27 protein-coding genes are annotated in these 25,886 nt (G+C 73.9%); 14 read left to right on the forward strand and 13 right to left on the reverse strand.

Translation table 11 applies throughout. From position 1 onward, the window contains the following. The first annotated feature begins 2 nt into the window (after positions 1 to 2). On the forward strand, positions 3 to 503 hold the full coding sequence (locus ACQPZ4_RS25735) for a PadR family transcriptional regulator (RefSeq protein WP_433040143.1): 501 nt from the start codon (positions 3 to 5) through the stop codon (positions 501 to 503). Then, positions 500 to 1,807, forward strand: coding sequence for a DHA2 family efflux MFS transporter permease subunit (locus ACQPZ4_RS25740; RefSeq protein ID WP_433040146.1), 1,308 nt, complete (start codon positions 500 to 502; stop codon positions 1,805 to 1,807). The genes ACQPZ4_RS25735 and ACQPZ4_RS25740 overlap by 4 nt, the downstream gene beginning before the upstream one ends. On the opposite strand, the gene ACQPZ4_RS25745 is transcribed toward ACQPZ4_RS25740, so the two are convergent. Then, positions 1,737 to 2,390: a hypothetical protein gene (locus tag ACQPZ4_RS25745; protein ID WP_433040149.1), complete on the reverse strand. Its 654-nt coding sequence runs from the start codon at positions 2,388 to 2,390 to the stop codon at positions 1,737 to 1,739. The genes ACQPZ4_RS25740 and ACQPZ4_RS25745 overlap by 71 nt on opposite strands. A gap of 365 nt (positions 2,391 to 2,755) precedes the next feature. Between ACQPZ4_RS25745 and ACQPZ4_RS25750 the strand changes: the two genes are divergently transcribed. From ACQPZ4_RS25750 to ACQPZ4_RS25760, 3 genes are read left to right on the forward strand one after another with little or no spacing between them, the layout of a single operon-like run. After that, on the forward strand, positions 2,756 to 3,322 hold the full coding sequence (locus tag ACQPZ4_RS25750; protein ID WP_433040152.1) for a hypothetical protein: 567 nt from the start codon (positions 2,756 to 2,758) through the stop codon (positions 3,320 to 3,322). Between the two features lie 5 nt (positions 3,323 to 3,327). After that, the gene (locus tag ACQPZ4_RS25755; protein WP_433040155.1) at positions 3,328 to 4,329 is read left to right on the forward strand and encodes a sensor histidine kinase; all 1,002 of its coding nucleotides are present in this window, start codon (positions 3,328 to 3,330) and stop codon (positions 4,327 to 4,329) included. Continuing rightward, entirely contained in the window at positions 4,326 to 4,955 is a 630-nt protein-coding gene (locus ACQPZ4_RS25760; RefSeq protein ID WP_433040158.1) for a response regulator, read from the forward strand. The genes ACQPZ4_RS25755 and ACQPZ4_RS25760 overlap by 4 nt, the downstream gene beginning before the upstream one ends. A gap of 134 nt (positions 4,956 to 5,089) precedes the next feature. Here the strand turns inward: ACQPZ4_RS25760 and ACQPZ4_RS25765 are convergent, their stop codons facing one another. Then, a complete protein-coding gene (locus ACQPZ4_RS25765; protein ID WP_433040161.1) occupies positions 5,090 to 5,863 on the reverse strand; it encodes an SHOCT domain-containing protein in 774 nt (257 codons plus the stop codon). Positions 5,864 to 6,393: 530 nt separating this feature from the next. Between ACQPZ4_RS25765 and ACQPZ4_RS25770 the strand changes: the two genes are divergently transcribed. After that, positions 6,394 to 6,597 carry a hypothetical protein gene (locus ACQPZ4_RS25770; protein WP_433040163.1) on the forward strand — a complete coding sequence of 68 codons (204 nt, stop codon included), beginning with the start codon at positions 6,394 to 6,396 and terminating at the stop codon, positions 6,595 to 6,597. A gap of 246 nt (positions 6,598 to 6,843) precedes the next feature. Here the strand turns inward: ACQPZ4_RS25770 and ACQPZ4_RS25775 are convergent, their stop codons facing one another. Then, positions 6,844 to 7,641, reverse strand: coding sequence for an alpha/beta fold hydrolase (locus tag ACQPZ4_RS25775; protein ID WP_433040166.1), 798 nt, complete (start codon positions 7,639 to 7,641; stop codon positions 6,844 to 6,846). Positions 7,642 to 7,729: 88 nt separating this feature from the next. Between ACQPZ4_RS25775 and ACQPZ4_RS25780 the strand changes: the two genes are divergently transcribed. Both ACQPZ4_RS25780 and ACQPZ4_RS25785 read left to right on the forward strand, forming a co-directional pair. Next, positions 7,730 to 8,455 carry a LamG domain-containing protein gene (locus tag ACQPZ4_RS25780; protein WP_433040169.1) on the forward strand — a complete coding sequence of 242 codons (726 nt, stop codon included), beginning with the start codon at positions 7,730 to 7,732 and terminating at the stop codon, positions 8,453 to 8,455. A 10-nt stretch (positions 8,456 to 8,465) separates the two neighbouring features. Next, positions 8,466 to 9,221: an arylamine N-acetyltransferase family protein gene (locus ACQPZ4_RS25785; protein ID WP_433040172.1), complete on the forward strand. Its 756-nt coding sequence runs from the start codon at positions 8,466 to 8,468 to the stop codon at positions 9,219 to 9,221. Here the strand turns inward: ACQPZ4_RS25785 and ACQPZ4_RS25790 are convergent. Together ACQPZ4_RS25790 and ACQPZ4_RS25795 are read right to left on the reverse strand one after the other, a co-directional pair. Continuing rightward, positions 9,187 to 9,873, reverse strand: coding sequence for a response regulator (locus ACQPZ4_RS25790; protein ID WP_433040175.1), 687 nt, complete (start codon positions 9,871 to 9,873; stop codon positions 9,187 to 9,189). The genes ACQPZ4_RS25785 and ACQPZ4_RS25790 overlap by 35 nt on opposite strands. Beyond that, positions 9,870 to 11,189 carry a sensor histidine kinase gene (locus tag ACQPZ4_RS25795; RefSeq protein WP_433040178.1) on the reverse strand — a complete coding sequence of 440 codons (1,320 nt, stop codon included), beginning with the start codon at positions 11,187 to 11,189 and terminating at the stop codon, positions 9,870 to 9,872. The genes ACQPZ4_RS25790 and ACQPZ4_RS25795 overlap by 4 nt, the downstream gene beginning before the upstream one ends. 152 nt (positions 11,190 to 11,341) lie before the next feature. Here ACQPZ4_RS25795 and ACQPZ4_RS25800 point away from each other — a divergent pair, with 152 nt between their 5' ends. Genes ACQPZ4_RS25800 through ACQPZ4_RS25815 form a run of 4 tightly spaced genes read left to right on the forward strand, consistent with a single transcriptional unit; the run spans position 11,342 to position 15,511 of the window. Further along, entirely contained in the window at positions 11,342 to 12,037 is a 696-nt protein-coding gene (locus ACQPZ4_RS25800; RefSeq protein WP_433040181.1) for an ABC transporter ATP-binding protein, read from the forward strand. Then, on the forward strand, positions 12,034 to 14,394 hold the full coding sequence (locus ACQPZ4_RS25805) for an ABC transporter permease (RefSeq protein ID WP_433040184.1): 2,361 nt from the start codon (positions 12,034 to 12,036) through the stop codon (positions 14,392 to 14,394). Before ACQPZ4_RS25800 ends, ACQPZ4_RS25805 begins: the two co-directional genes overlap by 4 nt. An 11-nt stretch (positions 14,395 to 14,405) precedes the next feature. Beyond that, positions 14,406 to 15,053 carry a hypothetical protein gene (locus ACQPZ4_RS25810; protein WP_433040187.1) on the forward strand — a complete coding sequence of 216 codons (648 nt, stop codon included), beginning with the start codon at positions 14,406 to 14,408 and terminating at the stop codon, positions 15,051 to 15,053. Next, complete coding sequence (locus ACQPZ4_RS25815) at positions 15,050 to 15,511, forward strand: GNAT family N-acetyltransferase (RefSeq protein ID WP_433040190.1); 462 nt, start codon at positions 15,050 to 15,052, stop codon at positions 15,509 to 15,511. Before ACQPZ4_RS25810 ends, ACQPZ4_RS25815 begins: the two co-directional genes overlap by 4 nt. On the opposite strand, the gene ACQPZ4_RS25820 is transcribed toward ACQPZ4_RS25815, so the two are convergent. Further along, complete coding sequence (locus ACQPZ4_RS25820) at positions 15,501 to 15,800, reverse strand: hypothetical protein (protein ID WP_433040193.1); 300 nt, start codon at positions 15,798 to 15,800, stop codon at positions 15,501 to 15,503. The two genes, ACQPZ4_RS25815 and ACQPZ4_RS25820, sit on opposite strands and share 11 nt — an antisense overlap. 3 nt (positions 15,801 to 15,803) lie before the next feature. After that, positions 15,804 to 16,664, reverse strand: coding sequence for a phosphotransferase enzyme family protein (locus tag ACQPZ4_RS25825; RefSeq protein WP_433040196.1), 861 nt, complete (start codon positions 16,662 to 16,664; stop codon positions 15,804 to 15,806). 182 nt (positions 16,665 to 16,846) lie between these two features. Here ACQPZ4_RS25825 and ACQPZ4_RS25830 point away from each other — a divergent pair, with 182 nt between their 5' ends. Further along, positions 16,847 to 18,550 (forward strand): hypothetical protein, encoded by a 1,704-nt coding sequence (locus tag ACQPZ4_RS25830; RefSeq protein WP_433040199.1) that lies wholly within the window; start codon positions 16,847 to 16,849, stop codon positions 18,548 to 18,550. An 87-nt stretch (positions 18,551 to 18,637) separates the two neighbouring features. Here the strand turns inward: ACQPZ4_RS25830 and ACQPZ4_RS25835 are convergent, their stop codons facing one another. Next, positions 18,638 to 19,480, reverse strand: a complete 843-nt coding sequence (locus ACQPZ4_RS25835) for an alpha/beta fold hydrolase (protein WP_433040202.1) — start codon at positions 19,478 to 19,480, stop codon at positions 18,638 to 18,640. After that, positions 19,477 to 20,169: an alpha/beta fold hydrolase gene (locus ACQPZ4_RS25840; RefSeq protein WP_433040205.1), complete on the reverse strand. Its 693-nt coding sequence runs from the start codon at positions 20,167 to 20,169 to the stop codon at positions 19,477 to 19,479. The genes ACQPZ4_RS25835 and ACQPZ4_RS25840 overlap by 4 nt, the downstream gene beginning before the upstream one ends. Positions 20,170 to 20,282: 113 nt before the next feature. Here ACQPZ4_RS25840 and ACQPZ4_RS25845 point away from each other — a divergent pair, with 113 nt between their 5' ends. Further along, entirely contained in the window at positions 20,283 to 23,045 is a 2,763-nt protein-coding gene (locus ACQPZ4_RS25845) for a helix-turn-helix transcriptional regulator (protein WP_433040208.1), read from the forward strand. Positions 23,046 to 23,105: 60 nt separating this feature from the next. Here ACQPZ4_RS25845 and ACQPZ4_RS25850 read toward each other — a convergent pair whose 3' ends face one another. The 4 genes from ACQPZ4_RS25850 to ACQPZ4_RS25865 form a co-directional block, all read right to left on the reverse strand. Beyond that, a complete protein-coding gene (locus tag ACQPZ4_RS25850) occupies positions 23,106 to 23,504 on the reverse strand; it encodes a hypothetical protein (RefSeq protein WP_433040210.1) in 399 nt (132 codons plus the stop codon). A gap of 100 nt (positions 23,505 to 23,604) precedes the next feature. Continuing rightward, positions 23,605 to 24,132, reverse strand: a complete 528-nt coding sequence (locus tag ACQPZ4_RS25855; protein WP_433040213.1) for a GNAT family N-acetyltransferase — start codon at positions 24,130 to 24,132, stop codon at positions 23,605 to 23,607. A 29-nt stretch (positions 24,133 to 24,161) separates the two neighbouring features. After that, the gene (locus tag ACQPZ4_RS25860; protein ID WP_433040216.1) at positions 24,162 to 24,710 is read right to left on the reverse strand and encodes a methyltransferase family protein; all 549 of its coding nucleotides are present in this window, start codon (positions 24,708 to 24,710) and stop codon (positions 24,162 to 24,164) included. Between the two features lie 26 nt (positions 24,711 to 24,736). Beyond that, positions 24,737 to 25,720, reverse strand: coding sequence for a LacI family DNA-binding transcriptional regulator (locus ACQPZ4_RS25865; RefSeq protein WP_433040219.1), 984 nt, complete (start codon positions 25,718 to 25,720; stop codon positions 24,737 to 24,739). Positions 25,721 to 25,886: the final 166 nt, after the last annotated feature.

The following is a 25,886-nucleotide window of genomic DNA, read 5'->3' on the forward strand; positions in this document are numbered from 1 at the left end:
GCATGTACATGGACATCGTGATCCTCAGCCACCTGCAGCGCGGCCCCGTCCACGGCTACGAGCTGAAGCGCAACGTGTCCGCGACGACGGCGTACGCGCTGCACAACAACACGCTCTACCCGGCCCTGCGCCGCTTCGAGGAGTCCGGCGCCGTCACCCGCACCGCCGAGCAGCAGGAGGGCAAACCGCCCCGGCACGTGTACGCCATCACCGACCTCGGCCGCGAGCTGCTGCACGACATGCTGGCCGACCTGCCCGCCGAGCTGGCCGCCGACGAGCCGGAGTTCCTGACCCGCCTCGGCCAGTTCGAGCACCTCACGACGGACGAGCGGCGGCGGGTGCTGGCCGCGCGTACCACAGCGCTGGAAACGCGGGCCGAGCACATGCGCGCCCTGGCCGACAAGTCGCGGGACCACCACTGGGGCGGCCTGGTCGTCGCCGAGCTCGCCGCCCGCGTCGACCGCGAGCTGGCCTGGATCGCCGAACTGCGGGCCCGGGCATGAGACTCACCGGCCTGATGCAGCTCGGCCTGCTCGCCGGCCCGCTGCTCACCATGGTCGACTCGTCGATCGTCAATGTCGCCGCCCCCGACATCGCCGCCGAGCTGCACGCCGGCCTGGCCGACACGCAGTGGGTGGTGAGCGGCTACCTGCTGGCCCTGGCGGCCGGGCTGACCGCGACGTCGTACCTGGCCCGCCGCTTCGGCACCATGCGCGTCTACGCCGTCGCGATGCTGGGCTTCGTAGCAGCGTCCGTCCTGTGCGCCGCCGCCCCCGGCATCTGGTGGCTGGTCGCCGCCCGCGCCCTGCAGGGCCTCACCGGCGCGCCGCTCGTCCCGCTCGCGATGAGCGTCCTGCTCGGCCAGGGCGCCGCCCGCCGCATCCCGGTCGCCGCCGGCCTGCTGTTCTTCCTCGCCCCGGCCCTGGGCCCGGCACTCGGCGGACTGCTGATCGCCGTCGGCGGCTGGCGCTGGATCTTCCTCGTCAACCTGCCGATCGGTCTGCTGGCGTTGCTGGGCCTGCGCCGCCTGCCGCCCGAGCTCGCCCCGGCCGGCTCCCCCGCCGCCCGCCCCGACCCCGTGGGCCTGCTCCTGCTCGCCACCGGCCTCGTCGCCGCCCTCGCCCACGCGGTCGTCCTCGGCGCCGTTTTCCTTGTCCTGTACGTCCTGTGGGCCCGCCGCACCGCCACCCCCGCCGTCGACCTCACCCTGCTGCGGCACCGACGCTCCGCCCTGGCCCTCGGCCTGAGCGTCCTGTCGTCGGTGGTCGCGTTCGCCGCGGTCTTCCTGCTGCCGGTCTTCACCGAGTCCGTCCAGCACCACACGGCCCTCGCCACCGGTGTGGCGCTGCTCCCGCAGGGCATCGTCACTGGCCTCGGCACCGCCGCCGGCTCCCGCCTCGCCGACCGCTACGGCGTGCGCCCCCTCGTCCTCGCCGGCTTCCTGCTGCTGTCCCTGGCCAGCGCCGGCCTGCTCCTCGTCACGGCCGCCACCCCGCTCTGGGCCACGGCGGCCATCCTCTCCGGCCGCGCCGCCGCGATCGGCTTCGGCATCACGCCGCTGCTGTCGGTCATGCTGGACCCGCTGACCGACGACCAGCTCGCCGACGGCAACACCCTGTTCAACATCGCCCAGCGCCTCGGCGGCTCGCTGGGCGTCGGCGCGCTGGGCTCTCTCCTCGCGGCGCGGGCGGCGCGGGTCGGGCCGATCGTCGGCTTCCACGAGATCGGCCTGATCCTCACGCTGCTGGCGCTGCTCGCCGCCGTCCTCGCCCTGCCCCTCCCCCACCGGGCCGCGGCGCGAACGTGAAGACCCCGAGCACCGCGGCGATGAGGGCGATGGCGAACGAGTCGCCGTAGAGCCAGCCGCCCGCGAACTCGACGTCGGCGGTACCGGGAATGTGCAGCACCTGCATGCGCTCGCCCGGCTCCGGCCGGGGGTCGCCGCGGCCCCGGTCCAACTCGGCCTCGCGGCCGGCGACGGTCAGGAAGATCGCGCCGGACTCCACGCGGGTCACGAGCGCGTCGGCGGTGCGCCCGTACCGGTCGAAGCGGTACGCGTCGTAGAACCCGTCCACGGTCCATACCAGCGTGACGGCGAAGCCCAGCGCCACAAGGACCCGCGCGACCGTCGCGAGTGGACGGTCCCAATTCCACCGCTCCCCCTCGGCGCGGTGGCGATCCTTGAGCAGGTAGTGCCAGGCGTACACGGCGGCGACCGTCATCGGCACGCCGAACAGGCCGCCGCCCACGCCCACGGCCAGCGCTGCCTCCAGGTCCACCAGCGATGCCAGGGCGAGCACCGCCCAGTACACGAGGGCGATGCCCGTCGTGAAGCTCACGTAGAAGTACGGGTGCCGGCCCCACCAGCCGAGGTCCGCGCTGCTCGCCATGCGTCCATGGTGCGGGGCTTGTCAACGCCGACAGGGTCGTGCGGCACGAGGGCAGGAAGCGCCTCTCGATCGAGGTCGACGACGCCGCACTGTTCCGTGCCCGGGACGCTCTCCAAGGTCACCATCAACGTCAACGACCGGAGCGACGAAGTACGAAGCCGCCCGCCTCGCCGACGACCCGGCCGAGGTGCCAACGCTGGGCACGTCCCTGGCGATGCTGCTCGACGCCGCCCTCGGCAGCGGCGGGGACATCGCACACCTGGAGACCGGGCGGCTCAGCGACCTGGCCACGTGACGAGTGGCGGTGCCGGATTGGCCGGTCGGCACTCCCTCAACCGGGGTCACCGCCAATAGCGTCCCCGGGCATGTGGCTGCAACGATTCGGCGCCTGCTGCGGCGTCCTGCTCGGACTGACCATCGCCCTGCCCGGGGCCGTCGAGGCGTTCACCGGCGAGACCTCGGCGACCGGCCTCGTGCTCGGCCTCGGCACCGCGCTCGCCGCCCCCACCGCCACCGCCCTGTACCTGCATCAGCGGGAGAGGGCGGGGCGGTTCGGGGCGGCGGCGTTCGCGGTACACCTGCTGGGTCTGGGGCTCTTCACCGGCGTCGCGTTCGCGCTCAACGTCGTGCTCTTCTATCTCGATCCCGCGACCGTCGCCGCGGTCAAAGACGGGCCGACCGGGCCGGCGCTGCTCGCGTGTGCGGGCGTGTTCGTCGCCGGGACGCTGCTGTTCGGGGCGTCGCTGCTGCGGGCCGGGGTGTTCCCGAAGGTGCCCGCGGCCGGCTACGGGCTGGCGCTCACGCTCCTCGCGGCGCTCGCCCCGCTGGACGACACGGCGTGGACGAGCCTGGTCCACGTGGCCGCGGGCGCGTCCGTGACCTGGTTGTCGCTCGTCGCCCTCCCGCGCCGGGCCCTGGTGCAAGTAGCCTGACCGCCATGACGGCCGTACCGGTGCGCTGGGTGCCGTTCGTGCTGTGCGGGGCGGTGCTCGTCGCCGGGCTGGCCGCGCATCCCCTCGACGCGTCCACGGCCGGGTTCGCCGCCGGCGTCCTCGCGCTCGGCGTCGTCGAGGCCGTCGACCGCGGGCACCGGGCGTGGCTGCTCGCCCGGGTGGCGGTGCTCGCGGCCGTGGTGCCGTTCGACCCCGACGGTCTCACCGGCGCCCTGTTCATCACCGTTCCCTTCGCGGCGTACTTCGCTGTCGGCCGCCGCACCGCCATCGCCCTCGGCGTCGCGGGCGCGGCGGTGCTGACGGCCGGCTACGCGCTCACGGGCCGCGGCGACCCGCGGGACCTCGTGATGTACGCCGTCGGCCTGACCCTCGCGCTCACCGCGGCGGCGCTCGCGGCCGGCGGGCTGCAACGGGCGGAGGAACTGGCCGCGGCCCGCGAGCGCAACCGGGTCGCCCGCGACATCCACGACAGTCTCGGGCACCATCTGACCGCGATCGCCGTACAGCTGGAAAAGGCCGACGCCTTCCGCGACCGCGACCCGTCCGCGGCGGCACAGGCGGTCACCGACGCCCGCTGGTCGGCGCGGCAGGCCCTGGCCGAGGTCCGCGACTCGGTCCGCCAGCTGCGCGACGACCCGCCCTCCCTGCACGACCTGGCCCGCCACGCGGCCGACGTCACGGTCGACATCGCGGGCGACGAGGAGTCGCTGGCGGCGCCGGTGCGGCTCGCGCTGTACCGGGCGGCGCAGGAGGCCCTGACCAACGCCCGCCGCCACGGCCGGGCCCGCGCCATGTCGGTCGTCGCCGACCTCCGCGGCGGCACCGCGACCCTGACCGTGACCGACGACGGCACCGGCCTGCCGGACGAGCCGGGCACGGGGTTCGGCCTGCGCGGCATGCGCGAACGCGTCGAACAGCTCGGCGGCACCCTCTCCGTCGCCCCCGCCTCCCCGGGTGTGCGGGTCCGGGTGAGCATCCCCGCATGACCAACCCCGTGCGCGTCCTGGTCGTCGACGACCAGCAACTGGTCCGCGACGGCATCGCATCGCTGCTGAGCATCCAGCCCGGCATCGAGGTCGCCGGCACCGCCGCGTCGGGCGAGGAGGCGCTTTCCCAAACCGCCGCGTTGGTACCGGATGTGATCCTCATGGACGTCCGCATGCCCGGCATGGACGGCGTGGAGGCGACCCGCGCGATCCGCCGCGCCCACCCCACCTGCCGCGTGGTCATGCTGACCACCTTCGACGACGACGCCTACGTGGCTTTGGCCCTGCGGGCGGGCGCGGACGGCTACCTGTTGAAGGACCTCGGCGCGGCCGAACTCGCCGACGCCGTACGCCTGGTCCACCGCGGCGTGGCGCAGATCGACCCGTCCGTGGCCCGCCGCCTCGCCGCCGCCCGCCCGGCCGACGCCCCAGACGAGCTGACGGGCCGCGAACTGGAAATCCTGCGCCTGGTCGCCACGGGCGCCACGAACCGCGAGATCGCGGGCCGCCTGTTCCTGAGTGAGGGCACGGTGAAGAACTACATCTCGCGCATCCTGACCCGCCTGAACCTGCGCGACCGCACCCAGGCCGCGGTGTACGCCCGCGACCGCGGCCTCCTGCCGTAGCCGACCGCAATACGATCACCAGGTGGTGGAGGGCGCCCGAGCCTGCGTCACGCGATCCGGCCACAGCGGCCGATCCGCGCACCTGATGTCGGCCGGCGGCACGCCGCCCGGAGCGGGCGTCTGGGTGGCGGGTGTCAATCGGCCGCTTCGCCGGTCCGGCGCAAGTCGCCGAGGATGACGGTCTGCTTCTTGGCTTCGAACTCCGCCGGAGTCAGAATTCCCGACGCCTTCAGCTCGGCCAGTTGCCGGATGACCGCGAGCTTGTCGGCGGCCGGTTCGTGGCTGCCGTCCCTGGCAGGCCGGGCCGGGTCGCGCTTGAGCCGATCGAACTCGGCGCGCGTCAGCGCCCCGCTGCTGCGCAGCTGGTTCAGCTGCCGCATCCGTGCCTTGTCGTGGTTGTCCGCGGGCCCCGTCCGGCTGACGCGTCGGGACACGTGGCCGCCGACCACGGCGCCGGTCTTCGCCGGCTGCGGACTGGTCGGGCTCGCGCGCCGCTCCCGCGAGAACCTCACGAACGCGGGGATCCAGATCGCGATGCCCGCCGGGATGAAGATCGAGGCCATGATGTAGATGCCGAGGTTCGCGTCCGCGCCGAGTGTCTGCGTGAATGCCTTGAACAGCAGGGCAAGGCCGCCCCCGAGAAATCCGACGGTCCAGACGATCTGCCCTGCGCCCGGCTTGGCCAGACCCGCCTTGCTCACGAAGAGGCTTGTCAGCCACACGAAGAAGCCGACCGGGAGAGCCAGGCCCCAGACGGCGGAGCCTTCCGGGCACTCGCGTGCGGTCACATACGGGCCGCCCGACCCGCAGGTGCCCGTGTCGAGGAGATGGCTGATGGCGATGCCGAGCATGGCGACGCCGCCGAGGCCGAGCGCCAGGCTCACAATCTCACGCGTGGTCAGCTTCATCCAGCTCTCCCCGGGGTCGGTCGAGGCCGCAACGATCGCAAGCTGCCCCACAGCGTTGCACCGACGTCAGGACGGTCCTGTCCGGAAACCGACGGCAGAGCAGCCGGAGGTCCCAAGGCATTCGTTCGGCCAGCGCCAGACCAGGACCAGCCGCGCGTACCCCGGCACGACAGGAAGCCGCCCCGGCCGAGCCGACGCCCGCAACCACGAGTGACAAGCCCGGGCCGACCAGCACACCATCAGTGTCTGTTCGATGAGGGGCGCTCCGGCGAACTCCGCACGCGTGCCGACCGTGGGGACAAGACCGCGCTGTACAAGCTGGTACGCCTGCTGCACGGGCAGGGCCGGCACGGCGCCGCCATCCAAGCAGTCGCCGACATCGACCCGACCGACGCCTACGCTGCTGAGCTTGCCCACCGGCGACCGAGCGGCAGGTAGCCACGCCGCAGCGGTAGCGCCCTCAGCGGCATGCGCCGACTGTGCGGCGGGCGGGATGGTGCGCCTTCGCCTCGCTGCGGCAAGCTGTGCGGATGCAGACTGTGTACGAGGCGGCGGGTGGCGAGGCGGGTCTGCTGCGACACACCGAACGGCTGGCCGCGTACTGGGCCGAGGCACTCGCCGGCCCGGCCGTCTACACGCAGCGCCACGGCGACGAGACGTCGGTGGTCCGGATGCACAGCGGCAACAGCCTGCACGAGGGAGATGGACCACAGGGCGATCGCATGCTTCGATGACGCCCTGGATGCGGCCGGCCTGACCGCCGAGCCACTGCGCCAGGTCCTGTCGGCTGTTCACCCATGATCACGTGCGCGCGCATCGGCGTGAGTGCGCATCCCTCGCGATCAGAAGCGCTCGCACCCAACGGTTCAAGGTCGGCCTGGCCGGGCGCAAAGCTCACCCCGCAGCACCCGTGTCCATGGCGATCGCCCGCAACGGGCCGGGAAAGCCACCCCGGCCCGTCCACGATCGCACCACTCCAATCACAGTCCGGCCGTATGCAGAAGTTCGAGCCACGCGGCCGGCTGGTCCAGGTGCGCGTCGTGGCCCGCGTCCGCGATGACCTCGTACCCCACCGAAGGCCGCAAGGCACGCATCCGCGCGTCCTCCTCCGCCGGGCACGTCCCGCGCGACCCGCGAATCAGCACCGTAGGCGCAGCAATCGAGGCCCACTCGTCCCACCGCGCCTGCGAAGCCACCGGCCGGATCGAGGCCTCCATCACGTCGGCGTCGAACCGCGGCCGCAGCCCGTCGGAAGCCGGCTCAAGGTCGGAAGCCCAAGCCCGCGCGGTAGCAGTCCCGCCCAGGAACTCCTCCGCCGCGGCGCGCGACGCGAACGGCACAGGCCACCCCGCGAACCAGCGCCCCAGCCGCGCCGGATAGTCGTCGTCCGGCGCCATCCCGCCCACCCCCGCCTCCAGCATGACCAGCCGCGAGACCAGCTCCGGGTGCCACGCCGCCAGCAGCATCGCCGTATGGCCGCCCATCGACTGCCCCGCCACGAACGCCGGGCCCCCGCCGCACAGCTCCGACACGACGAACGCGGCGTCCGCCACGAAGGCGCGGCGGGACAGGTCCACAGGGCGGCGGGTGCTGTGCCCGTGGCCCCGCGCGTCCGGGACGACGACGCGGAAACGGTCCGTCAGGGCAAGGGCGGTCGGGGTCAGTTCCAAAGCCGCGCCGGCCAGGCCGTGCAGCAGCAGGACCGGCGGGGCGGAGGCAGGACCGCCGACGAGGCAGGACAGGACGACGTCGGCGCGGTGGAGTTCGATGCGTTGCACGAAACCATGATCCCCGACGCGGAAAACCACATCAGAGGATCTTTCGGGCATTTAGGATGACGGCAGGCAAGATCGAGCGGGGGGATTCATGCACAGTCGAGGGCGGTACGCCGTCGCCGTCACGTTCAGTACCGCGGCGACCCTCGTGGCCACCGCCGCGGGCGCCGGGGCCGTCACGGAGGCGCCGGCCGGGCACACCGTCGCGCGGTACGAGATGAACGAGAGCCAGAACGCCCGCACCATGGTGGACGGCTCCGGCCACGGCCTCGACGGCGCCGTCGGGCCGGAGGTGCGCACGGGCGTGCGGGCGCAGGGCGAGACCGGGTACCGCTTCGAGCGCCTCGAACCCGACACCCCGCCCACGCATCCGGGGCACCTCGCGACCGTGCGCAGCGCGCCGGACCTCAACCCCGGGAACCGGGACTTCGCGGTGACGGTGCGGCTGCGCACGCAGTACCACTTCGGGAACATCGTCCAGAAGGGACAGGCGACGGTCGACGGCGGGAACTACAAGCTGCAGATCCCGAGCGGGGTCGCGCAGTGCCTGTTCCGGGGCGACCGCGGCACGCTCATCGTCTCCTCGCGCAGCCGGCTCAACGACGGGGGCTGGCACACGATCCGCTGCGAGCGGACGCAGGCCGGGATCGCGCTCGTGGTCGACGGGCGGACCGAGGCGCGCAAGGCCGGCTGGACCGGGTACATCGCCAACGGCTGGCCGCTGTCCATCGGCGGGAAGACCGACTGCGACCAGCGCGAGGTGGGCTGCGACTACTACGCGGGCGACCTGGACTACGTCTCGCTCGAGGCGCGCTAACCTCGCCCGTGTGGACGACTATCTGGCGCGGATCGGCGCCGCCCGGCCTGCCGAGGCGGACCTGGCGGCGCTGCGCACGTTGCAGCGGGCGCACCTGGGCACGGTGCCGTTCGAGAACCTGAGCATCGGCCTCGGCGAGCCCGTCGTGCTCGACGGCGAGGGGCTGCTCGACAAGATCGTGCGGCGCCGGCGGGGCGGGTTCTGCTACGAGGTCAACGGGGCGTTCGCGCTGCTGCTGCGCTCCCTCGGGTACGACGTCAGCCTGCACTCGGCCCGCACCTGGAACGGCTCCGGGTATGGGTTCCCGTTCGACCACCTGGCCCTCAAGGTCCGCCTCGGCGGCGAGGACTGGCTGGTCGACGTCGGGTTCGGCAAGTTCGCGCACCACCCGCTGCGGCTGGCCACCACGCAACCGCAGGACGATCCGGGTGGCGTCTACACCGTCACCCCGCACGACGAGGGGCACGACGTCGCCGGCCCGGGCGGCCCGGAGTACCGGATCGACTCCCGCTCCTATGCCCTGAGCGACTTCGGGCCGACGTGCTGGTTCCACCAGACCTCGCCGCAGTCGCACTTCACCCGGTCGCTGACGTGTTCCCGGCTCACCGACGACGGCCGGCTCACGCTCGCCGGCGACAAGCTCATCCACACCACCGCCGAGGGGCGCGAGGAGCGCGTCCTTTCCAAGCCCGAAACGCTGCTCGTGTACCGCCAGAGCTTCGGCATCGCGCTCAGCTCGCTTCCGGCCCCGAAGTTCCCGGCGTGACGAGCCCGGTCTCGTAGGCAACCACGATCGCCTGGGCCCGGTCGCGCAGACCGAGCTTGGACAGGATCCGGGCCACGTGCGTCTTGACGGTGGCATCGGAGAGGAACAGCCGCTCGGCGAGCTCGGCGTTGGACAGCCCGCGGGCCAGCAGCGCCAGCACCTCGACCTCGCGGGGCGTCAGCGTGGACAGGTCGCGGTGCAGGGTGGCGGTGCGGGCGTCGCGGGCCGCGTACCGCTCGATGAGCCGCCGGGTGATCGCCGGCGCCAGCAGCGCGTCCCCGGCCCGCACCAGGCGGACGGCGGCGACGAGCTGTTCGGGGCTGACGTCCTTGAGCAGGAACCCGGACGCGCCGGCGGACAGCGCCGCGTAGACGTACCGGTCCAGGTCGAACGTGGTCAGGATGACGACCCGGGGCGCGGTGGCGGCGCCGTCGGCGAGGATGCGGCGGGTCGCCTCGAGGCCGTCCATCTCCGGCATCCGCACGTCCATGAGCACCACGTCGGGCACGGTGCGGCGGACCGCCTCGACCGCCTCCACCCCGTTGGCGGCCTCGGCGACGACGTCGATCCCGTCGGCGGTGAGGATCATCCGGAACCCGGTCCGGACGAGGGCCTGGTCGTCGGCGATCACCACGCGCAGCGGGCCGGTCAAGAGTTGCCCTCCAACGGAATCTCGGCCACCACGCGGAATCCGCCGGTCGGGCGCGGGCCGGCGGTGAGCGTACCGCCGTACACCGCCAGCCGTTCGCGCAGCCCCGCGAGGCCGCGGCCGCTGCCGTGCGCGCCCGCCGCCGGCACCCCGCCCGAGTCGGCGACGTCGACGGTGAGCACCCGCTCGTCGGCCGACACGACGACGTCGACGGCCGCGCCCGCCGCGTGCTTGACGGCGTTGGTGAGCGCCTCCTGCACGACCCGGTACGCGGCCAGCCCGATCCCCGGCGACACCTCCGGCGCGGCCACGGCCAGGGTGACCGGCACCCCGGTCTCGCGGACCCGGGCCACCAGCGTCTCCAGCTGCTCCAGGCCCGGCTGCGGGGCCAGGTCGGCACCGTCGGCGTCGACGGTGAGCAGCCCGATCACCTGCCGCAGCTCGGTCAGCGCGGCCCGCCCGCCGGCCTCGACGGCCAGCAGCGCCTCCCGGGCCTGGTCCGGCTGCGCGTCCATCACCTTGCGGGCGGCGCCGGCCTGCACCACCATCACGCTGACGTTGTGGGTGACGACGTCGTGCAGCTCCCGCGCGAGCCGCGCCCGCTCGCGGTCCACGGCCAGGCGGGCGGCGTTCTCCCGGTCGCGCTCGGCGGCGCGGGCCCGCACCCGCCAGGTGTGGATGGCGTTCGCGGCCAGGCCGACCGAGGAGAACATCAGGAACAGCAGCAGGCCCTGCGGCAGGCTCGGCACGTTCTCCTGCAGGTCGCTCACCGCGATCGCGGCCGCGACGACCACGCTGGCCAGGGCCAGGTTGCGGTAGCGGGAGTACATCGGGGCGCTGTACGCGGCGATCACGGAGGCGACGACGGTCCAGGTCGGGTCGCCGTCCATGCGGTACACCCGGAACGCGCACACCGCAATGAGCAGGAACGAGCCCAGGGGGTAGCGGCGCCGGAAGGCCAGCGGCAGCGCGGTCAGCGCGGCGACGATCAGCAGCGCACCGGCCGGCTCGCTGTCCTCGGGCGGCGGGAACGGCATGCGGTACCGGGCCTGCGGGGCGCCTGGCGCTTCCGGCAGATCCGGCAGATCCGGCCGGTCCGGGGTGTAGGGACCGAACGGGCCGTACACGACGATGGGCACGTCGGCGTCGTGCCCGACCGGCTCGGTGGCGCCGTTGACCGCGCCGACGGCCAGCAGCACGGCGAGGATGATGTCGGCCGCCCACGCCCACGCGGTGGGCCGCGGCTGGTTCGGCGTCTCCGCGCGCAGCCAGGCCACCGCGGCCCCCCATGGCCGGGCGACGAGTTCCCGCAGCTTCACCCGCCCAGTCTCGCCGACGCCCGGCCCGGCGCGCGTCGGGACCGGTGCGTACATCGCAAGGATGACCCCGCCACCTGTACGCCTCGTGGCCGACCCGAAACCCGCACGGCGGCCGACGTGCCGGGACCGGCGGCGGCCATAGCGTCCGCGGCATGACCGAATCAGGGGTGCTCATCGAGTTCGACGATGTGACCAAGCAGTACGAGGGCGGCACGGCGGCCCTGGCGGGGCTCAGCCTGCGGGTGCGGCGCGGGGAGGCCCTCGCGGTGCTGGGACCGTCCGGCAGCGGGAAGTCCACGCTGCTCAACCTCATCGCCGGGCTGGACCGTCCGACGGCGGGGACGGTGACCGTCGACGGGGTGCGGGTGGACAAGCTGTCGGAGGCGGGCTCGGCGCAGTACCGGCGGCAGCGGATCGGCATGGTGTTCCAGTTCTTCAACCTCCTGGACGATCTGACCGTCGCCGACAACGTCCTGCTGCCCGCGCAGCTGTCCGGCACCGCGCGCGGTGCGGCCCAGAAGCGCGCCCAGGAACTGCTGGAGTACCTCGGGGTGGCCCGGCACGCGAAGGCGTTCCCGGGCCGGCTCTCCGGCGGCGAGCGGCAGCGGGTGGCGGTGGCCCGGGCGCTGATGAACCGGCCGCCGCTGCTGCTGGCCGACGAGCCGACCGGCGCCCTGGACACCGCCTCCGGCCAGGAGGTCCGCCACCTGCTCACCGAGCTCAACCGGGACGGCCAGACGCTGCTGCTGGTCACCCACGACCTGGCCCTGGCCGAGGCGTGCGCGACCCGGACCATCTCGCTCGTCGACGGCCGGCTGGCCTCCTCGCCGCTGGGCGTGACGGCGTGAGCGCGGGCATCGGCGGCATCGTGCGCTCCGGTGTCGGCCGGCGCCGGGTGCAGACCGTCGTCATGGTGCTGACCACGCTGCTCACCGTGACCGCGTCGGTGCTGGCGGTCGGGCTGCTGGTGGCGTCCTCGGAGCCGTTCGCGCGGGCCTTCGACCGCCAGCACGGCGCCCACCTGACCGCCCAGTTCGACGCCTCGAAGGTGACCGCCGCCCAGCTCGAGGCCACCCGGAAGGCGACCGGGGTGACGGAGGCGGCCGGCCCGTACCCGACGGCCGAGCTCGTGCCGACCGTGGTGAGCAGCAAGCTCGGCATCCCCGAGGGCGTCGAGCTGCCGTCGTTCACCATGGTCGGCCGGCCCGACGCCGGCACCGGGCTGGACCGGCTGGAGCTGACCGAGGGACGGTACGCGACCGCCGCCAACGAGATCGTCTTCCTCGACGACAGCGGCCCGTTCTCCGTCGGTGACCGGTTCCGCGTCCAGGGCGCCCCCGGGCAGCCGGTGCTGACGGTCGTCGGCACCGCCCGCTCGATCGGCCGCACCGGCCAGGTCTGGGCCCTTCCGGCCACCGTCACCGCGCTCACGCCCGAGGGCAAGGGCGGACTGCAGATGTTGTACCGCTTTGCCAGCGCCACGACCGACGCCGACATCAACGCCGGCAAGGACGCCGTCGCCGCCACCATGCCGGAGGGCGCCCTGCAGGGCGGCACGTCGTGGCTCACCGTGAAGACCGATACCGAGCGGATCGCGGCCACCTTCGCCCCGTTCGTCACCGCGTTCGGCGTGCTCGGCCTGGTCATGTCGGTGCTCATCATCGGCATCGTGGTCAGCGGCGCGGTCGGCTCGGCCACCCGGCGCATCGGCATCCTCAAGGCCCTCGGCTACAGCCCGGGCCAGGTCGCCCGCGCCTACGTCATGCAGGCCCTGATCCCGGCGACGATCGGCGCGCTGCTCGGCGTGCCGCTGGGCAACCTGGCCGCCGTGCCGATCCTCAACGAGGAGGGCGAGGCCTTCGGCACCGGCGTGAACACCATCGACTGGTGGATCTCGCTCGCCGTCCCCCTCGCCACCCTGGCCGCGGTCGCCGTCACCGCGTTCGTGCCGGCGCTGCGGGCCGGGCGGCTGCGCACCGTCGACGCCCTCGCCGTCGGCCGCACCCCGTCACTCGGCCGCGGCCGGGCCGCCCGGCACCTGCTGGGCCGCCTGCCGCTGCCCCGCCCGGTGAGCCTGGGCCTGGCCAACCCGTTCACCCGCCCCGGCCGCTCGGCGACGATCGCCGCCGCGGTGGCGCTGGGCGCGCTCGGCGTCACGTTCGGCACCGGCCTGGCCCTGTCGGTCGGCGAGGTCCAGGCCGCGATGAACAAGCGCACCGCCGGCGACGTCGAGGTCGGCATGGCCCCGCCGTCCCCCGACCGGCCGCCGCCGGCGTCGTCCGAGCCCGACACGGCCGCGATCGAGGCCGCCATCAAGGCCCAGCCCGGCACCGCCAAGTTCTTCGCCATGCAGGACGCGGAGGTCACCGTGGCCGGCCTGACCGGCACCACCCGCGCCATGCTGTTCGACGGCGACGCCTCCTGGGCCAGCTACGAGATGATCAGCGGCCGCTGGTTCTCCAAGCCCGGCGAGGCGGTCGTCCCCAGCGGCTTCCTCGACGCGGCCGGCGTGCACGTCGGCGACACCATCACCGTGTCCAGCAACGGCACCTCGGCCAAGCTCACGATCGTCGGCGAGGCCCTCGACCTGAGCGGCGACGGCCGCAAGCTCATCACCGACAAGCGCTCCCTGGACGGCGTGCAGCTCGGCGAGGACCGGTTCAAGCTGTGGGAGGTGCTGCTGACGGACGGGACGGACCTCGGGCAGTACACGGAAAAGCTGAACACGGCCCTCGGGGACAAGGGCCATGCCGAGGTCAACGTCGGCGAGATCGGCGAGACGGTCGTCGTCATCGACACGCTGGCCTTCACGCTCACCCTGATGCTCGTGGCCGTGGCGGGCCTCGGCGTGCTCAACACCGTCGTGCTGGACACCCGCGAGCGCGTCCACGAGCTCGGCGTCTTCAAGGCGCTGGGCATGGGCCCCAGGCAGACCGTGGCGATGGTCCTCACCTCGGTCGCCGGACTGGGTCTGGTGGCCGGCCTGCTGGGCGTCCCGGCCGGCATCGCCCTGCACGACTGGGTCATCCCGTCGATGGGCCACGCCGCCGGCACCCGCTTCCCCCCGAAGATCCTGCAGGTGTACTCCCTGAGCGTCCTCGCACCCCTCGCGCTCGGCGGCCTCGTCATCGCCGTGGCCGGTGCCCTGCTGCCGGCCGGCTGGGCGGCCCGGACCAGTACCGCGAGAGCCCTGCGCACCGAGTAGTGTTCCGGCGCATGGAGTTGCAGCGCAGTCGCCGATCCTTCGGTTTCGCTCTCCTCGTCGCCGTGTTCGCCCTCGCCGCCCTGGTCTGCGCCTGGGGCAGCGACAACGGCCCCGGCCGCCTCATCCTGGCGGCCGGCGGCCTGCTGGGCCTCGTCATGGCCGCCATCCTGATCCGCGACGAGTTCCGCCCCTTCGTCTTCACCATCGCGGCCGACGGCATCACGACCCGTGACGGCCTGCAGCCCTGGACGTCGATCGACCGCATCGTCCTCGACGAGCCGGTGCCGCCCGCGATGTCCGGCCCCCACCTGATCCTGGAACCGGGCGGGCGGATCGTGCTGAAGCTGCAGGACGTACGACAGTCGCAGGCTTCGGTTGTTGCGGCCCTGGAGGAGCACGCCGGCCCGCGCTTCGAGAACCGCCTCGCCCGCCGCGCCGACAAGCCCTCCTTCGTCACGGTGCTGCGCGGCTACGAGCCGGGGCGCATCGACCGCCTGATCCGCCGCGCCCAGGACGCCCTGGTCTCCGGCTCGGAGGTGGAGCGCGCGGAGATGCGGGCGGCGCTGGCGGAGCCGGAACTGCTGGTGGTCATGCGCGGCTACGACCGCGCCCAGGTCGAGGAGTACCTGCGCAAGCTCGCCGTCCGCCTGGCCCCGTGACCCGCCCCGGGCCGGACGCGGCGATCCGACGGTTCGCCGACGCCGACGCGCCCGCCGTGGCCGCGCTGATCGCCACCTGCCTGCGCGAGGTGAACAGCCGCGACTACCCGGCCGACATCATCGACCGGATGTGCGCCCACTTCACCGCGGACCGCATTCGCGAACTCGCCACCCAGCGCGAGATGTACGTAGCCGACCTCGACGGCGTGGTCGGCACGGTTTCGCGCGACGGCAACAAGGTGTACACCATGTTCGTCCACCCGGCCGCCGCCGGCCGGGGCCTGGGCCGCTCGCTGATGCGCCACATCGAGGGTCTGGCCGCCCGCGACGGCCACGAGTACATGGAGACCGGCGCCAGCATCTCGGCCCACGACTTCTACCACCGGCTCGGCTACACGGACGTCCGCACCAGCGACACCGAGTTCGGCCTGAACTACATCCTCCGCCTCACGCTGTAGTCAGCGAGCCCGCGTCCACATGGAACAGCGTCCGGCCCTGCCGGTCCTCGATGCCGTAGTGCAGCCGGATCGCGACGGCCCGCTCGTCGCCGCCGTCCACCACGTCACACGGAATCTCGAGTTCGACCGGGAAGGCACAGCCGGGCACCATCCGGTCGGTGGCGTCGACGACCGGCACCTTCTCGACGATCGACACGACGGTCCCGTCCGCCTCGACGAGGTGCACCTCGACCCACCCGGGCCAGTCCTCCTCGACCCACCGGACCGCTTGGGCGCGTACGTGGTGCATCGTTCAGTACCCCTCCAGCCCCAGCCGCGCGTCGTCGAGCCCGCGCTCGTTGTCCGCGGCACCGCCGATCCCGGTCAGGTCGCCGGTGGCGATACGGCGCGCGAAGTAGTCGGCCTGCACCGCCCACCGGAAACGCACCATGACGCCCAGCGCCCGCTCGGCCTCGGCCCGCGACACCACTCCCTGCTGCAGGTAGGCATCGACGAGTTCTCCTGACCCGCCCGCGTACATGACAGCCGACGCCAGGTCGTACACCAGTGGCCCGACCATCGCGGTGCTCCAGTCGATCAGGCCGCAGACGTTCCTGGCCCGATCCATCCGGAACGCCTCGGGCGCGGGGTCGGTGTGCAGCAGACCCCACGTCAGCGTCGCCGGGCCCAGGCGCTCGTAGGCCACGACAGCCGCGGCGACGCAGGCCCGCACCCACGGCCGGATGCCCAGGTGCCCGGCGCGCGGATCGACCCAGTGGAAGCGTTCGGCATCGGGCACTGCCACGCCTCGCAGCGCGCGGTGCACCCGGGCGAGCGTCGTGCCGAGTAGCGCAGGGTCCGCCAGCTCCTCGCCGGCGACCCACGTCAGCAACGCCATCGGGACACCACCCACATCGGCGACGATGTCTCCGCGGCGGGTCGGCACCGGCGCGCCGGCCGGGATGCCCGCGTCGTCGAGGGCGGCGGCGACCGTGAGGCCGCCCGCGAACGAGCGGCGCGAGGCGGGCACGACGGCCTTGGCAACCCACCGGCGGCCGCCGTCGGTGACGAACCAGGTCGCGGAGTTCATGCCGCCGTTGTGCACCTCGACGGTCGCCCCGGCCAGCCCCCACAGGTCCGCCAGGGCCTCACGAAGCCGCCTGTCTTCGATCACGCATCGGAGTCAAGCAGTCCGGCGCACGACGGGCGACCGACTTTTGCCCGCCTCGGACACCGCTGAAGCGCCGGTGTTCGGCGGCGATCTGCACCGGGCGATCGTCGGGGACGGCGGCACCGGACAGTCGTGCGGCAGAATGGGCGGATGACGTATGGGAAGGGCGCCGCGCGCCGCACCGCGTGAGCCGCCTCGTGCCGGCGGCGTCGCTGGACGGCTGGGGCTGGTTGGAGGCGGGCATCGTCTCGGGCGACCTCCGGGTACCGGGCGACCATGCGCGGTCGTGGCTCTTCGGCACGATCAAGGCCGACCGGGACGGCCCGGCGACGCATCGGCTGCTGGCCCTGGCGAACGACGGCCGGGTGCTCGTCCGTCGTGCCGTGTTCGAGCTGATTGCCGAGTCGTGCTCGCTGCACGCGGGCTGGCCGCTGGTGGCCGATGCGGCGGAGCCGGCGTTGCGCGACGACGATCCGCTGCTGCGGCGCGTGGCGGCGGCACTCCTGGTGCGCACCGGCGGCGCCGACCGGGCCGTGGCGGCGTTGAGCGCCTCGTCCGATCCTGTCGTGCGGATCGCCCTCCTGCGCGCCATAGCCTGGCGCGATGTCCCGCCGTGCCGGGCTCTGCTCGATCGGCTGCGGTCCGCGCAGGAGCCGGCCGTACGGCTGCTGGCCACCGTCGCGGAGTACCGAAGCGACGAGCCCGAAGCGTGGCCGGCCCTGGACGCGGCGGTCCTGGCCGACCTCGAGGCCGCCGACGAAGGGCTGGGCGAGGTTTGGGCGCGGACGCTGGCCGACCTGGACCGGGAGGACGACTGCTGCGCATCGGCGGTGCGGCTGACGCGGTCGCGGCCCGAGCTCGACGGCGTGCGGCTGGCGGCGGTCGCGATGCGCACGTGGCGGGCCGCACCGCGACGGTTGGCGCCGGCGCTGACCGGCCTTCTCGAGAAGGGCCCTTCCGCGGTACGGTCGGCGGCTCTTCACGCCTTGGCCTCATCACTGACCGCGTCCCGCCTCGGCGCTGATGCCCTCGCCGCGGTGCTGGACGACCCGGAGCTCGGCGCGACGGCGGCCATCGCGCTGGGGTGCGCCGGCGACCATCGGGCGGTGCCGCACCTGGTACGGCTGATGCTCGCCGGCAGCGACGAGCCGCGGCTGGCGGAGGCGTTCCGGGCGGTTGCCCGAGCGGGCGCGGACCCGGAGGCGCCGGTGGCCGCCGCTCGCCAGCTGCTGGCGGAGCTGCCGATGCGGGTGCTGGCCGCCTTCGGCGCGGCGGCGGCCGTGCCCGACCTCATCGCCAGGCTGGAGGGGGCCGAGAACGACACGCCCGACCTGACATTCCACGTCCTGGCAGCGATCGGCCCGGGCGCGGCGGCCGCGGTCCCGCACCTGCGGCAGTACAACACCGTCGGCGCGCTGCCCGCCCTGCTGAGCATCACGTCGGACCGTGCTGTGGCCGATCAGTATCTGTCGGGACGGCCGGAGGAGCTGCGCCGCGGCCGCCTCGCGTCGCAGCTGCTGACCTGGCTCGCCGAGCACGGCGGGCTCACCGGACGGCAGCACCGGCAGCTGCGGAGCCTGTTCGGCGTGCCCGGAACCGCGCAGGTGGAGGTGGCGGGCGCGCTGTGGCGGCACGAAGGCCCGGCGGTGGCGGAGGAGCTGCTGGCGGTACTGCCGCGGCATTGCTTCGACGAACGGCTCGGACTTGAGGCGCTGCGTGTGCTCGCCGCGATGGGGGCGCATGCGCGTCCGGTCCTCGATTGGTTGGACCGGCTCATCGCCGCGCCGCGCCGAGCGGGCTTCGACCTCGGCGACGAGGACGCCGAGATGCGCGCGGACGAGGTGCTGCTCGCCGCGGCGATCACCGCCCGTGAGCGGATCACCGGATGACCGGCGCCGGGGGGCGACCGTCCTTGGATCTCGACGCTCGCCGTGGCCCCTGACCGGCCCCGGGGCCGGAGCCGGTCAGGAAGGCGGTCACACCGCTCGCGCGGCCTCGTCGATGAGGTCGGCGACGGCGCCCGGATGGCTGATCATCGCCACGTGCGACGAGTTCGGCACCTCGAGCACCCTGCGCGCCTTCGCCCGGCCGTACATCCACCGCTGGCAGGCCGGCGGGATCGCCTTGTCCCGGCCGGCGACCAGGGCCCACACCGGGATCGTCCGCCACGCGGCGGCCCGGGTCGGCTGGATGAAGGAGTCGGCGTCGAACGGCCGCTGGGTGGCGTGCAGGGTCCGGAAGGCCGCGGCGGGGATGTCCGCGGCGAACGCGGCCTGGCCGGCCTCGCTGAGGTACAGGTCGGTGCCGGTGGTGCCGTCGGGTCTCGGGTACGGCACGCCGACGCTCACCGCCGCCACCTCGCTGCCGGGGAACTTCGTGATGAGCTCCCCCTGCGTCTCACCCACGTCCGGCACGAACGCGGCGATGTAGACCAGCGCCTTGACGCCGGGCTGTCCCGCCGCGGCGTTCGTGATGACGGTGCCGCCCATGGAGTGCGCGACGAGCACGATCGGTCCACTGATCGAGTCCAGCAGGCTTCGGATGTACGGTGCGTCGCTGGCAACGCCGCGCAGCGGGTTCGAGCCGCAGACGACGGGGTAGCCCCGCCGCTGCAGCTGCTGGACGGTGGCGTTCCAGCAGGACGAGTCCGCGTAGCCGCCGTGCACCAGGACGACGGTCGGCCGCCGCGTCGACGGCGAGCCGGAAGCCGGGGCCGCCGCGGCGGTGGACGGGCTGCCCAGCGGGCCGGCGAGCGCCGCCGTCCCGGCCAGTGCCGCTCCGGCGGCCAGCACCCGGCGGCGGGAGATGTCGGGGCTCATGCGAGGGACACCACGGCGGTGTTGATGATGTCGGCGACGGCCTGGGGCTGGGAGACGTACACGGCGTGACTGCCCTCGACCTCGCGCACGGTCGCGCCCGCCCGCTCCGCCATCCGGCGCTGGACCGGCGGCGGGATCATCCGGTCGTCGGTGGCGACGAGGTACCAGCTCGGCTTGGTCTGCCAGGCCGCCTCCGTCACGGCCCCGTCGGCCGCGCCGACTCCCCACGGCACCTGCGAGTCCGCCATGAACGCGGCCTCGCCGGCCGGGAGGTCGCCGGCGAAGGACGCGGCGAACCGCTCGCGGTCCAGGTAGAGGTACCCGTCGCGGGGCGGGAGGATCGGCGGGACCGGGGCGCCGGGTGCGGGGTTCGCGACGAGGCTGAGCACCGACTCGCCCTTGTCGGCCGCGAACGCCGCGATGTAGACCAGGCCGGCCACCCGCGGGTCGTTGCCGGCCTCGGTGGTGACCACGCCGCCGTACGAGTGCCCGACCAGGACGGCCGGACCGTCGATGTCGTCGAGGACTCCCCTGACGGCGTCCACGTCGCCCTTGAGCGTCAGGGTGGGGTTCTGGACGATGCGGACCTGGTGGCCCATGGCGCGCAGGCGGTCGTAGACGCCCCGCCAGCCCGAACCGTCGACGAAGCTGCCGTGGATGAGCACCACGGCCGGTCGGCGTTCACGCATTGTTTCCTCCTGGGTTGCTGGAACGGACGCGATGACGCTAGGAATGGGCTGCCTGCCGAGGCGTCGGGGAAATCCCTCGGGCCGGCCCTGCGCGGGACGGAGGAGGATGCGGCGTGCCCGTGCTGACGGCCGAGGGATTCGAACTGTTCGGGCGCGAGGGCGCGTTCCGGGTCATCGCCGCCGCGTGCGCCCAGGGCGGCCAGGTCGTCGTCTCCGGCGAGCCCGGCATGGGCAAGAGCAGCCTGCTGCGGGTCGGCGGGCAGCTCGCCCAGCGGGCCGGCCGCCGCGTGCTGGCCATCGCGCCGACCGAGTTCGATCAGGGCCTGCCGTTCGCCGGGCTCGCCGAGCTGGTGGCCCAGTGCCCGCCGGACGGCCCGGACCGGCTCCCCGCGCCGCAGCGCCGGGCGCTGGCGATCGCGCTGCAGCAGGTCGAACCGGAGGGCGGCACGATCGACCCGCTCGCGGTACCCCTCGCGATCCGCAGCCTGCTGACGAACCTCGCCGGCACCGAGCCGGTCACCGTGGTCCTCGACGACGTGCAGTGGCTCGATCCGGCCACGGCCGGCGCGCTCGCGTTCGCGCTGCGCCGCCTCGCCCTGCCGGGTGACCGGCTCAGCGTCCTGGCCGGCACGCGCCCCGCGGGGCTTCGCACCGACCTCGTCCGCACCCTGCCCGAGCCGCGCCGCGACGTGGACCTGCCGGCGCTGGACGAGCACGCGATCGCCCAGCTGCTGCGCCGCCGGTTCGGGTCGACGTGGACCCAGTCCGTCAGCTCCGCCGTGGCCCGGGCCAGCGGCGGCAATCCCTTCCTGGCGCTCATGATCGCGCAGGCGATGCGCTCCGACGTGTCGCAGTGGAGCTGGAGCGCGCGCGACGGCCACGATCCGGTCTTTCCGGTACCCCCGAGCCTGACCGACGTGCTGGGCGAGAAGGTGGCGCTGCTCCCGGCGGCGGCCCGCGAGGTCCTGCTGCTCGTCTCGGCCGCGGGCCGCCTGAACGTGCACCAGCTCGACAAGTTCGCCGGGCCCGATCACGTCGTCGCGGCGCTCGAGGCGGCCGCGGACGCGGACCTCGCGCGGGTCGGCCCGGAGCAGCGGGTGGCGTTCACCCACCCGCTGCTCGCCTCGGCCATCTACGAGGCGGCGACGCCGGCCGAGCGGCGCCGTGCCCACCGCCGGCTCGCGGACTCCCTGGACGACCAGGTGGAGCGGGCGGTACACCGGGCCCGCACCGTCACCGCACCCGACCTGGCGGTCGCCGGTGAGCTCGAACGCGCGGCGGACGTCTCCGCCCGCCGCGGGGCGCTGCAGGTCGCCGGCGAACTGCTGGAGGCCTCGGCGCGGGCCACCCCGGCCGCCGGCGCGCCGACCGGCCCGTTCCCGCGCTGGCTGCGCGTCGTCGACACGTACACCCTGGCCGGCGACACCGACGCGGCCCGCGCCGCGCTCGGCGTGCTCGACCCGCTGGCGAGCAGCCCGCAGGAGCGCGCCGAGGCGATCCTGCGCCGCATCGACCTGACCCGGCGCATGCCCGGCGCCCGCGCGCTCGCCGAGCAGGCGCTGGCGCTCGCCCCGCCCGGCACCGAGGTGCGCAACGCGCTCACCACGCTGCTCGGCGCGCTGCACCGGCTGGAGGGCAACGGTCCCGAGGCGCTCCGGCTGACCCGGGCCGCGGTCGCCGAGGCCCGGGCGGGCAACCGGGACGCCGCCCTGCTGCGCGCGCTGTACGGGCGGCTCACCGTCGAACGCCACTGGGCATCCGGCGACGCCGGGCGGACCCTCGGCGAGATCGACCGCCTGGCCGCGGCGGCGACCGACCTGCCCGGCCCGTTCCTGGCCTGGTCCCACGCCTTCTTCGCGCCCTGGGACGACCCCACGGCCGAGGAGCCCGTGCGGCGGGAGATCCGCGCCGCGCTGGAGGCGGGCCGCTACGGGGACCTGACCCAGCTGTACATCGCCCTTGTCCTGCACCTGACCCGGGCCTCCCGCATCCAGGCGGCCCGGGCGGCCCTGGAGGAGGCGGACCGGGCCGGCGCCTGGTCGCTGTCGGCCTTCCAGGAACAGATCGCCCGGGGACTCGTCGCCGCCTACACGGGCGAGCTGGACCTGGCCCGGGCGGTGGTCGGGCCGGCGGCCGAGGAGGCCCGCGCGATCGAGTCGACGTACTGGCTCTGCTCCTTCCTGACCATCCGCGGCTTCGTCGAGACCTCGGCCGGCGACTGGCCCGCCGCGCTGCAGGTCTACCGCGAGGTCGCGGCGGTGTTCGAGCGCACCGGCATGGTCGACCTCGAGCAGATCCTCTGGGGCGTCGACTACGCCGACGCGGCGCTGCAGACCGGCGCGTTCGACGAGGTGGAGCGGGCGGTGGCGGTCCTGCGCCGGCAGGGCGCCGCGGGCCTGCCCGAGGCCGTCGTCGCGGCCGACCGCTGCGAGGCCCTGCGCCGCGCCGCGACCGGAGACGTCGACACCGCCCTGCACGACCTGCGCCGCATCACCGCCCTGGACGGCGCCGAGTCCCCCTTCGAGGCGACCCGGTCACGACTGGCGCTCGGCCAGGTGTACCGGCGCGCGGGCCACAAACGCGGCTCGGCCGACACCCTGACCGCGGCCGCCGACAGCTTCGCGAGCCTCGGCTACCCCCGCTGGGCCGACCGCGCCCGCGCCGAGCTGGCCCGCTCCGGCCTGCACCAGTCCGGCGAGGCCCTGACCGAGAACGAGCGCCGGGTGGCCGAGCTGGCCGCCGCGGGCCGCTCGAACCAGGAGGTCGCCGCGGCGCTGTTCATGTCCGTGAAGACCGTCGAGGCGCATTTGACGCGGGTGTACCGCAAGCTCTCCGTCCGCTCCCGCACCGAGCTCGCCCGCCGCCTCGAACCCTGACCCTTCCCGGCATCGCATTCGTCCACGGCCGGCAGCGCGGTCGCCCTCCAGACGGCGAGGTCATACGACACGCCGGTGGTCCAGGACGCGCTGCCACTCGGCGAGCAGGCCGACCTCGAGTGAGGTGTCCATCTGACCGTCCTCGATCGTGCCGATCATCTCGCCGGCGAAGTCGACGGCGAACTCCGTGCCGTGCTCGGCGGAGATGCGGCAGAGCTCGCCGAGCAGGTCCTTGACCTCGTCCAGGTGGGCCCGGTCGGTCGCGGGGTCCAGGGCCTCGTCCCACGGCGGGCGGGCGGTGTGGATCGACAGGACGAACGACGTTCCGCCAACGAGTTCGGGCGGGCCGAGGATCCACCGGCGCCGGCCGGGCAGCTGTGTTGCCAGCGCCCGCAGGGAGTCGGGGGGCGTGCCCTGCACCGTGGCTACCAGGCGGTCGATCGGGTGGTCTGCTCGCATCGGGCAGGATTGTATCTTGGGGTCGAGGCCGAGGCCGAGACCTGTGTGACGCCGCGGATCAGCAAGCGGCGCGCCCATGGAGCCGAGACCCCGGCGAGGATCACGAGGCGATCCAGTACCGGCGCTTCGGGCCGATCTCCGTCTCGCGCACGTCCTCGAGCACGCCGCCCGCCGACTCGATGATGCGGGCGGATGCGGCGTTGTCCGGGGAGCACGTCAGCAGTACACGATCCAGCCCCATCGACTGCGCCCGCCGGAGTGTCTCCCGCAGCGCCCACGCGGCGATGCGCCGGCCCCGGTAGGACGGGCGGACGTGGTAGCCGATGTGGCCGCCCGCCTCGCGCAGGAGGGGGTGGTCGATGGCGTGGCGGAGCTCGATGCCGCCGATGCAGACACGGTCGTCGACGATCCAGCGGTACGTGGAGTGCACGTGCTCCGGCGGGGGTGGCAGCGCCGGGTCCTCGCAGCGGCGCAGCTTCGCGACCCACGCCTCGAAGCCGGCCGGGGTGTGCACGTCGTCGCCCGCGCGCAGGCCGGCGCCGTCCAGGTGGGAGCCGGCCGGCCACTCCGCGTACGCCGCGAGCCAGGCCTCGTGCCACCGCGCGTCGGGGCGGGTCAGTTCGATCACGCCGCCGACCCTACTGGCCGCCCGGCCCGTCACCACACGTACGGTACGAGCCGCGCTCTGGTGCGGGCGAACTCGCGGTACGGCTCCCCCAGCGCCGCCGTGAGCGCCCGCTCCTCGATCCGGATCCGGTAGCTGAGCGCGGCCGTAATGACGGCGACCGCTGCGAGGGTGCCGGCCCAGGTGCCGAGCATGAGGCCGCAGCCGGCGATCGCGAGCAGCAGGCCGGTGTAGCTCGGGTGACGCAGCACCTTGTAGGGGCCGCGGTCCACCACGGGCTGGCCGGCGGCGGTTTTGAGCACGACGGTGAAGTACCGGCCGAGGGTGAGAAACGACCACCAGCGCAACAGCAGCCCGGTCCAGGCGACGACCACCCCGGCCCCGAGCGCCCACGGCCGGGGGATGTTCGCCTCGGGCAGGAAGGCGCGTGCGGCGGGCAGCAGCAGGATGCCGGCGAAGAGGACGGCCCGGAACAGCACCTCCGCGCCCAGATCGATGCGCGTCGCCCCGCGGCGCAGGCGGAGCGCTTGGAGCAGTTCGCCGAGGACGATGGCGCCGATGGTGATGCGGAGCGCGACCACACCGGGATTATGCCGAGTTCAGCCGGCTACTGGAGGGCGGGGACCTCCGTGGAGGCGCGCGGGACCAGGCGGCAGGGCAGGGCGTGCTGGCCGGCGATCTCGTCGCCGTTGATGGCGGACAGCAGCAGCTCCGCGGCCGTGCGGCCGATGCCCTCCAGGTCCATGTCCACACTGGTCAGTTGCGGGCGGCAGCCCTCCACCATGACGTCCCAGTTGTCGAAGCCGACCAGGGCCACGTCGTCCGGGATCGTGCGGCCCGCCTCGCGGAGGGCCTCGGCGACGCCGCGGGCGATCTGGTCGCTGCCGCAGAACACGGCGTCGAACTCGCGGCCGCCGGCCAGCATGATGCCGGCCGCCTGGCGGCCCCAGGCCTCGCTCCACTCGCCGTAGAGGGTGGGGGCGACCATGACCAGGTCGTCGTAGGCGAGGGTGATGGCCGCCGCGCCGGCGCGGACGCGGGCCGAGTGGTGGTGTTCCGGGCCGGTGATGTGCGCTATGCGGCGGCGGCCGATGCCGAGCAGGTGCAGGATGGCCCGGCGGGCGCCGTCGGCCTCATCCGGTACCACGGAGCAGTCCTCGGGGTTCGAGGAGCTGATGAACGCGTAGACGGTCGGGACCGGCAGGTCGGCGGCGATCGGCGGGCGGGCCTGGGTGCGGCGGCCGGTGACGATGATGCCGTCGACCTTGCGGCTGAGCAGGGTGCGCAGGTAGTACTGCTCGCGGATCACGTCGTCGCGCGCGTCGCAGAGCAGGACGGAGACCTGGCCGGCGCCCAGGGCGTCCTCGGCGCCGATCATCAGCGGGATGCTGAACCGGCCGATGCTGTCGGTGGTGATCATGCCGACGGTGTAGGTGCGGCCCGCCTGCAGGCCGCGGGCGGCCGCGTTGGCGATGAATCCCAGCTGGTCGGCGGCCTGCTGGACGCGCTGGCGGGTCTCGGCGCGCAGGGAGCCGCGGCCGTTGAGCGCTTTCGATGCGGTGCCGGTCGAGACCCCGGCCAGGGCCGCCACCTCGCTGATGGTGGCGGGTCGGACGATCCTGCTCAGAACGACCTCCGGGGAAGGAAACTCGGAAACTCCGGCTGTGACCGTAACACCGCCTTGACAGCCGTTCAACCCGCTCAATAGCGTGAAGGCAATCGTTTTCCGAATTTTCCTTACACCCCCTCGAGGAAAC

The sequence above is a fragment of the Dactylosporangium sp. CS-033363 genome, from assembly GCF_050942475.1.
Taxonomy (GTDB): Bacteria; Actinomycetota; Actinomycetes; order Mycobacteriales; family Micromonosporaceae; genus Dactylosporangium.

Bases quoted from the DNA above. Each gene is read 5' to 3' on its own strand.
- ACQPZ4_RS25755 (WP_433040155.1), top strand. From the start codon at position 3,328: ATGACGGCCGTACCGGTGCGCTGGGTGCCGTTCGTGCTGTGCGGGGCG.
- ACQPZ4_RS25745 (WP_433040149.1), bottom strand. From the start codon at position 2,390: ATGGCGAGCAGCGCGGACCTCGGCTGGTGGGGCCGGCACCCGTACTTC.
- ACQPZ4_RS25810 (WP_433040187.1), top strand. From the start codon at position 14,406: ATGGAGTTGCAGCGCAGTCGCCGATCCTTCGGTTTCGCTCTCCTCGTC.
- ACQPZ4_RS25840 (WP_433040205.1), bottom strand. From the start codon at position 20,169: ATGCGTGAACGCCGACCGGCCGTGGTGCTCATCCACGGCAGCTTCGTC.
- ACQPZ4_RS25770 (WP_433040163.1), top strand. From the start codon at position 6,394: ATGCAGACTGTGTACGAGGCGGCGGGTGGCGAGGCGGGTCTGCTGCGA.
- ACQPZ4_RS25800 (WP_433040181.1), top strand. From the start codon at position 11,342: ATGACCGAATCAGGGGTGCTCATCGAGTTCGACGATGTGACCAAGCAG.
- ACQPZ4_RS25850 (WP_433040210.1), bottom strand. From the start codon at position 23,504: ATGCGAGCAGACCACCCGATCGACCGCCTGGTAGCCACGGTGCAGGGC.
- ACQPZ4_RS25740 (WP_433040146.1), top strand. From the start codon at position 500: ATGAGACTCACCGGCCTGATGCAGCTCGGCCTGCTCGCCGGCCCGCTG.
- ACQPZ4_RS25835 (WP_433040202.1), bottom strand. From the start codon at position 19,480: ATGAGCCCCGACATCTCCCGCCGCCGGGTGCTGGCCGCCGGAGCGGCA.
- ACQPZ4_RS25765 (WP_433040161.1), bottom strand. From the start codon at position 5,863: ATGAAGCTGACCACGCGTGAGATTGTGAGCCTGGCGCTCGGCCTCGGC.
- ACQPZ4_RS25750 (WP_433040152.1), top strand. From the start codon at position 2,756: ATGTGGCTGCAACGATTCGGCGCCTGCTGCGGCGTCCTGCTCGGACTG.
- ACQPZ4_RS25735 (WP_433040143.1), top strand. From the start codon at position 3: ATGTACATGGACATCGTGATCCTCAGCCACCTGCAGCGCGGCCCCGTC.
- ACQPZ4_RS25780 (WP_433040169.1), top strand. From the start codon at position 7,730: ATGCACAGTCGAGGGCGGTACGCCGTCGCCGTCACGTTCAGTACCGCG.
- ACQPZ4_RS25820 (WP_433040193.1), bottom strand. From the start codon at position 15,800: ATGCACCACGTACGCGCCCAAGCGGTCCGGTGGGTCGAGGAGGACTGG.
- ACQPZ4_RS25760 (WP_433040158.1), top strand. From the start codon at position 4,326: ATGACCAACCCCGTGCGCGTCCTGGTCGTCGACGACCAGCAACTGGTC.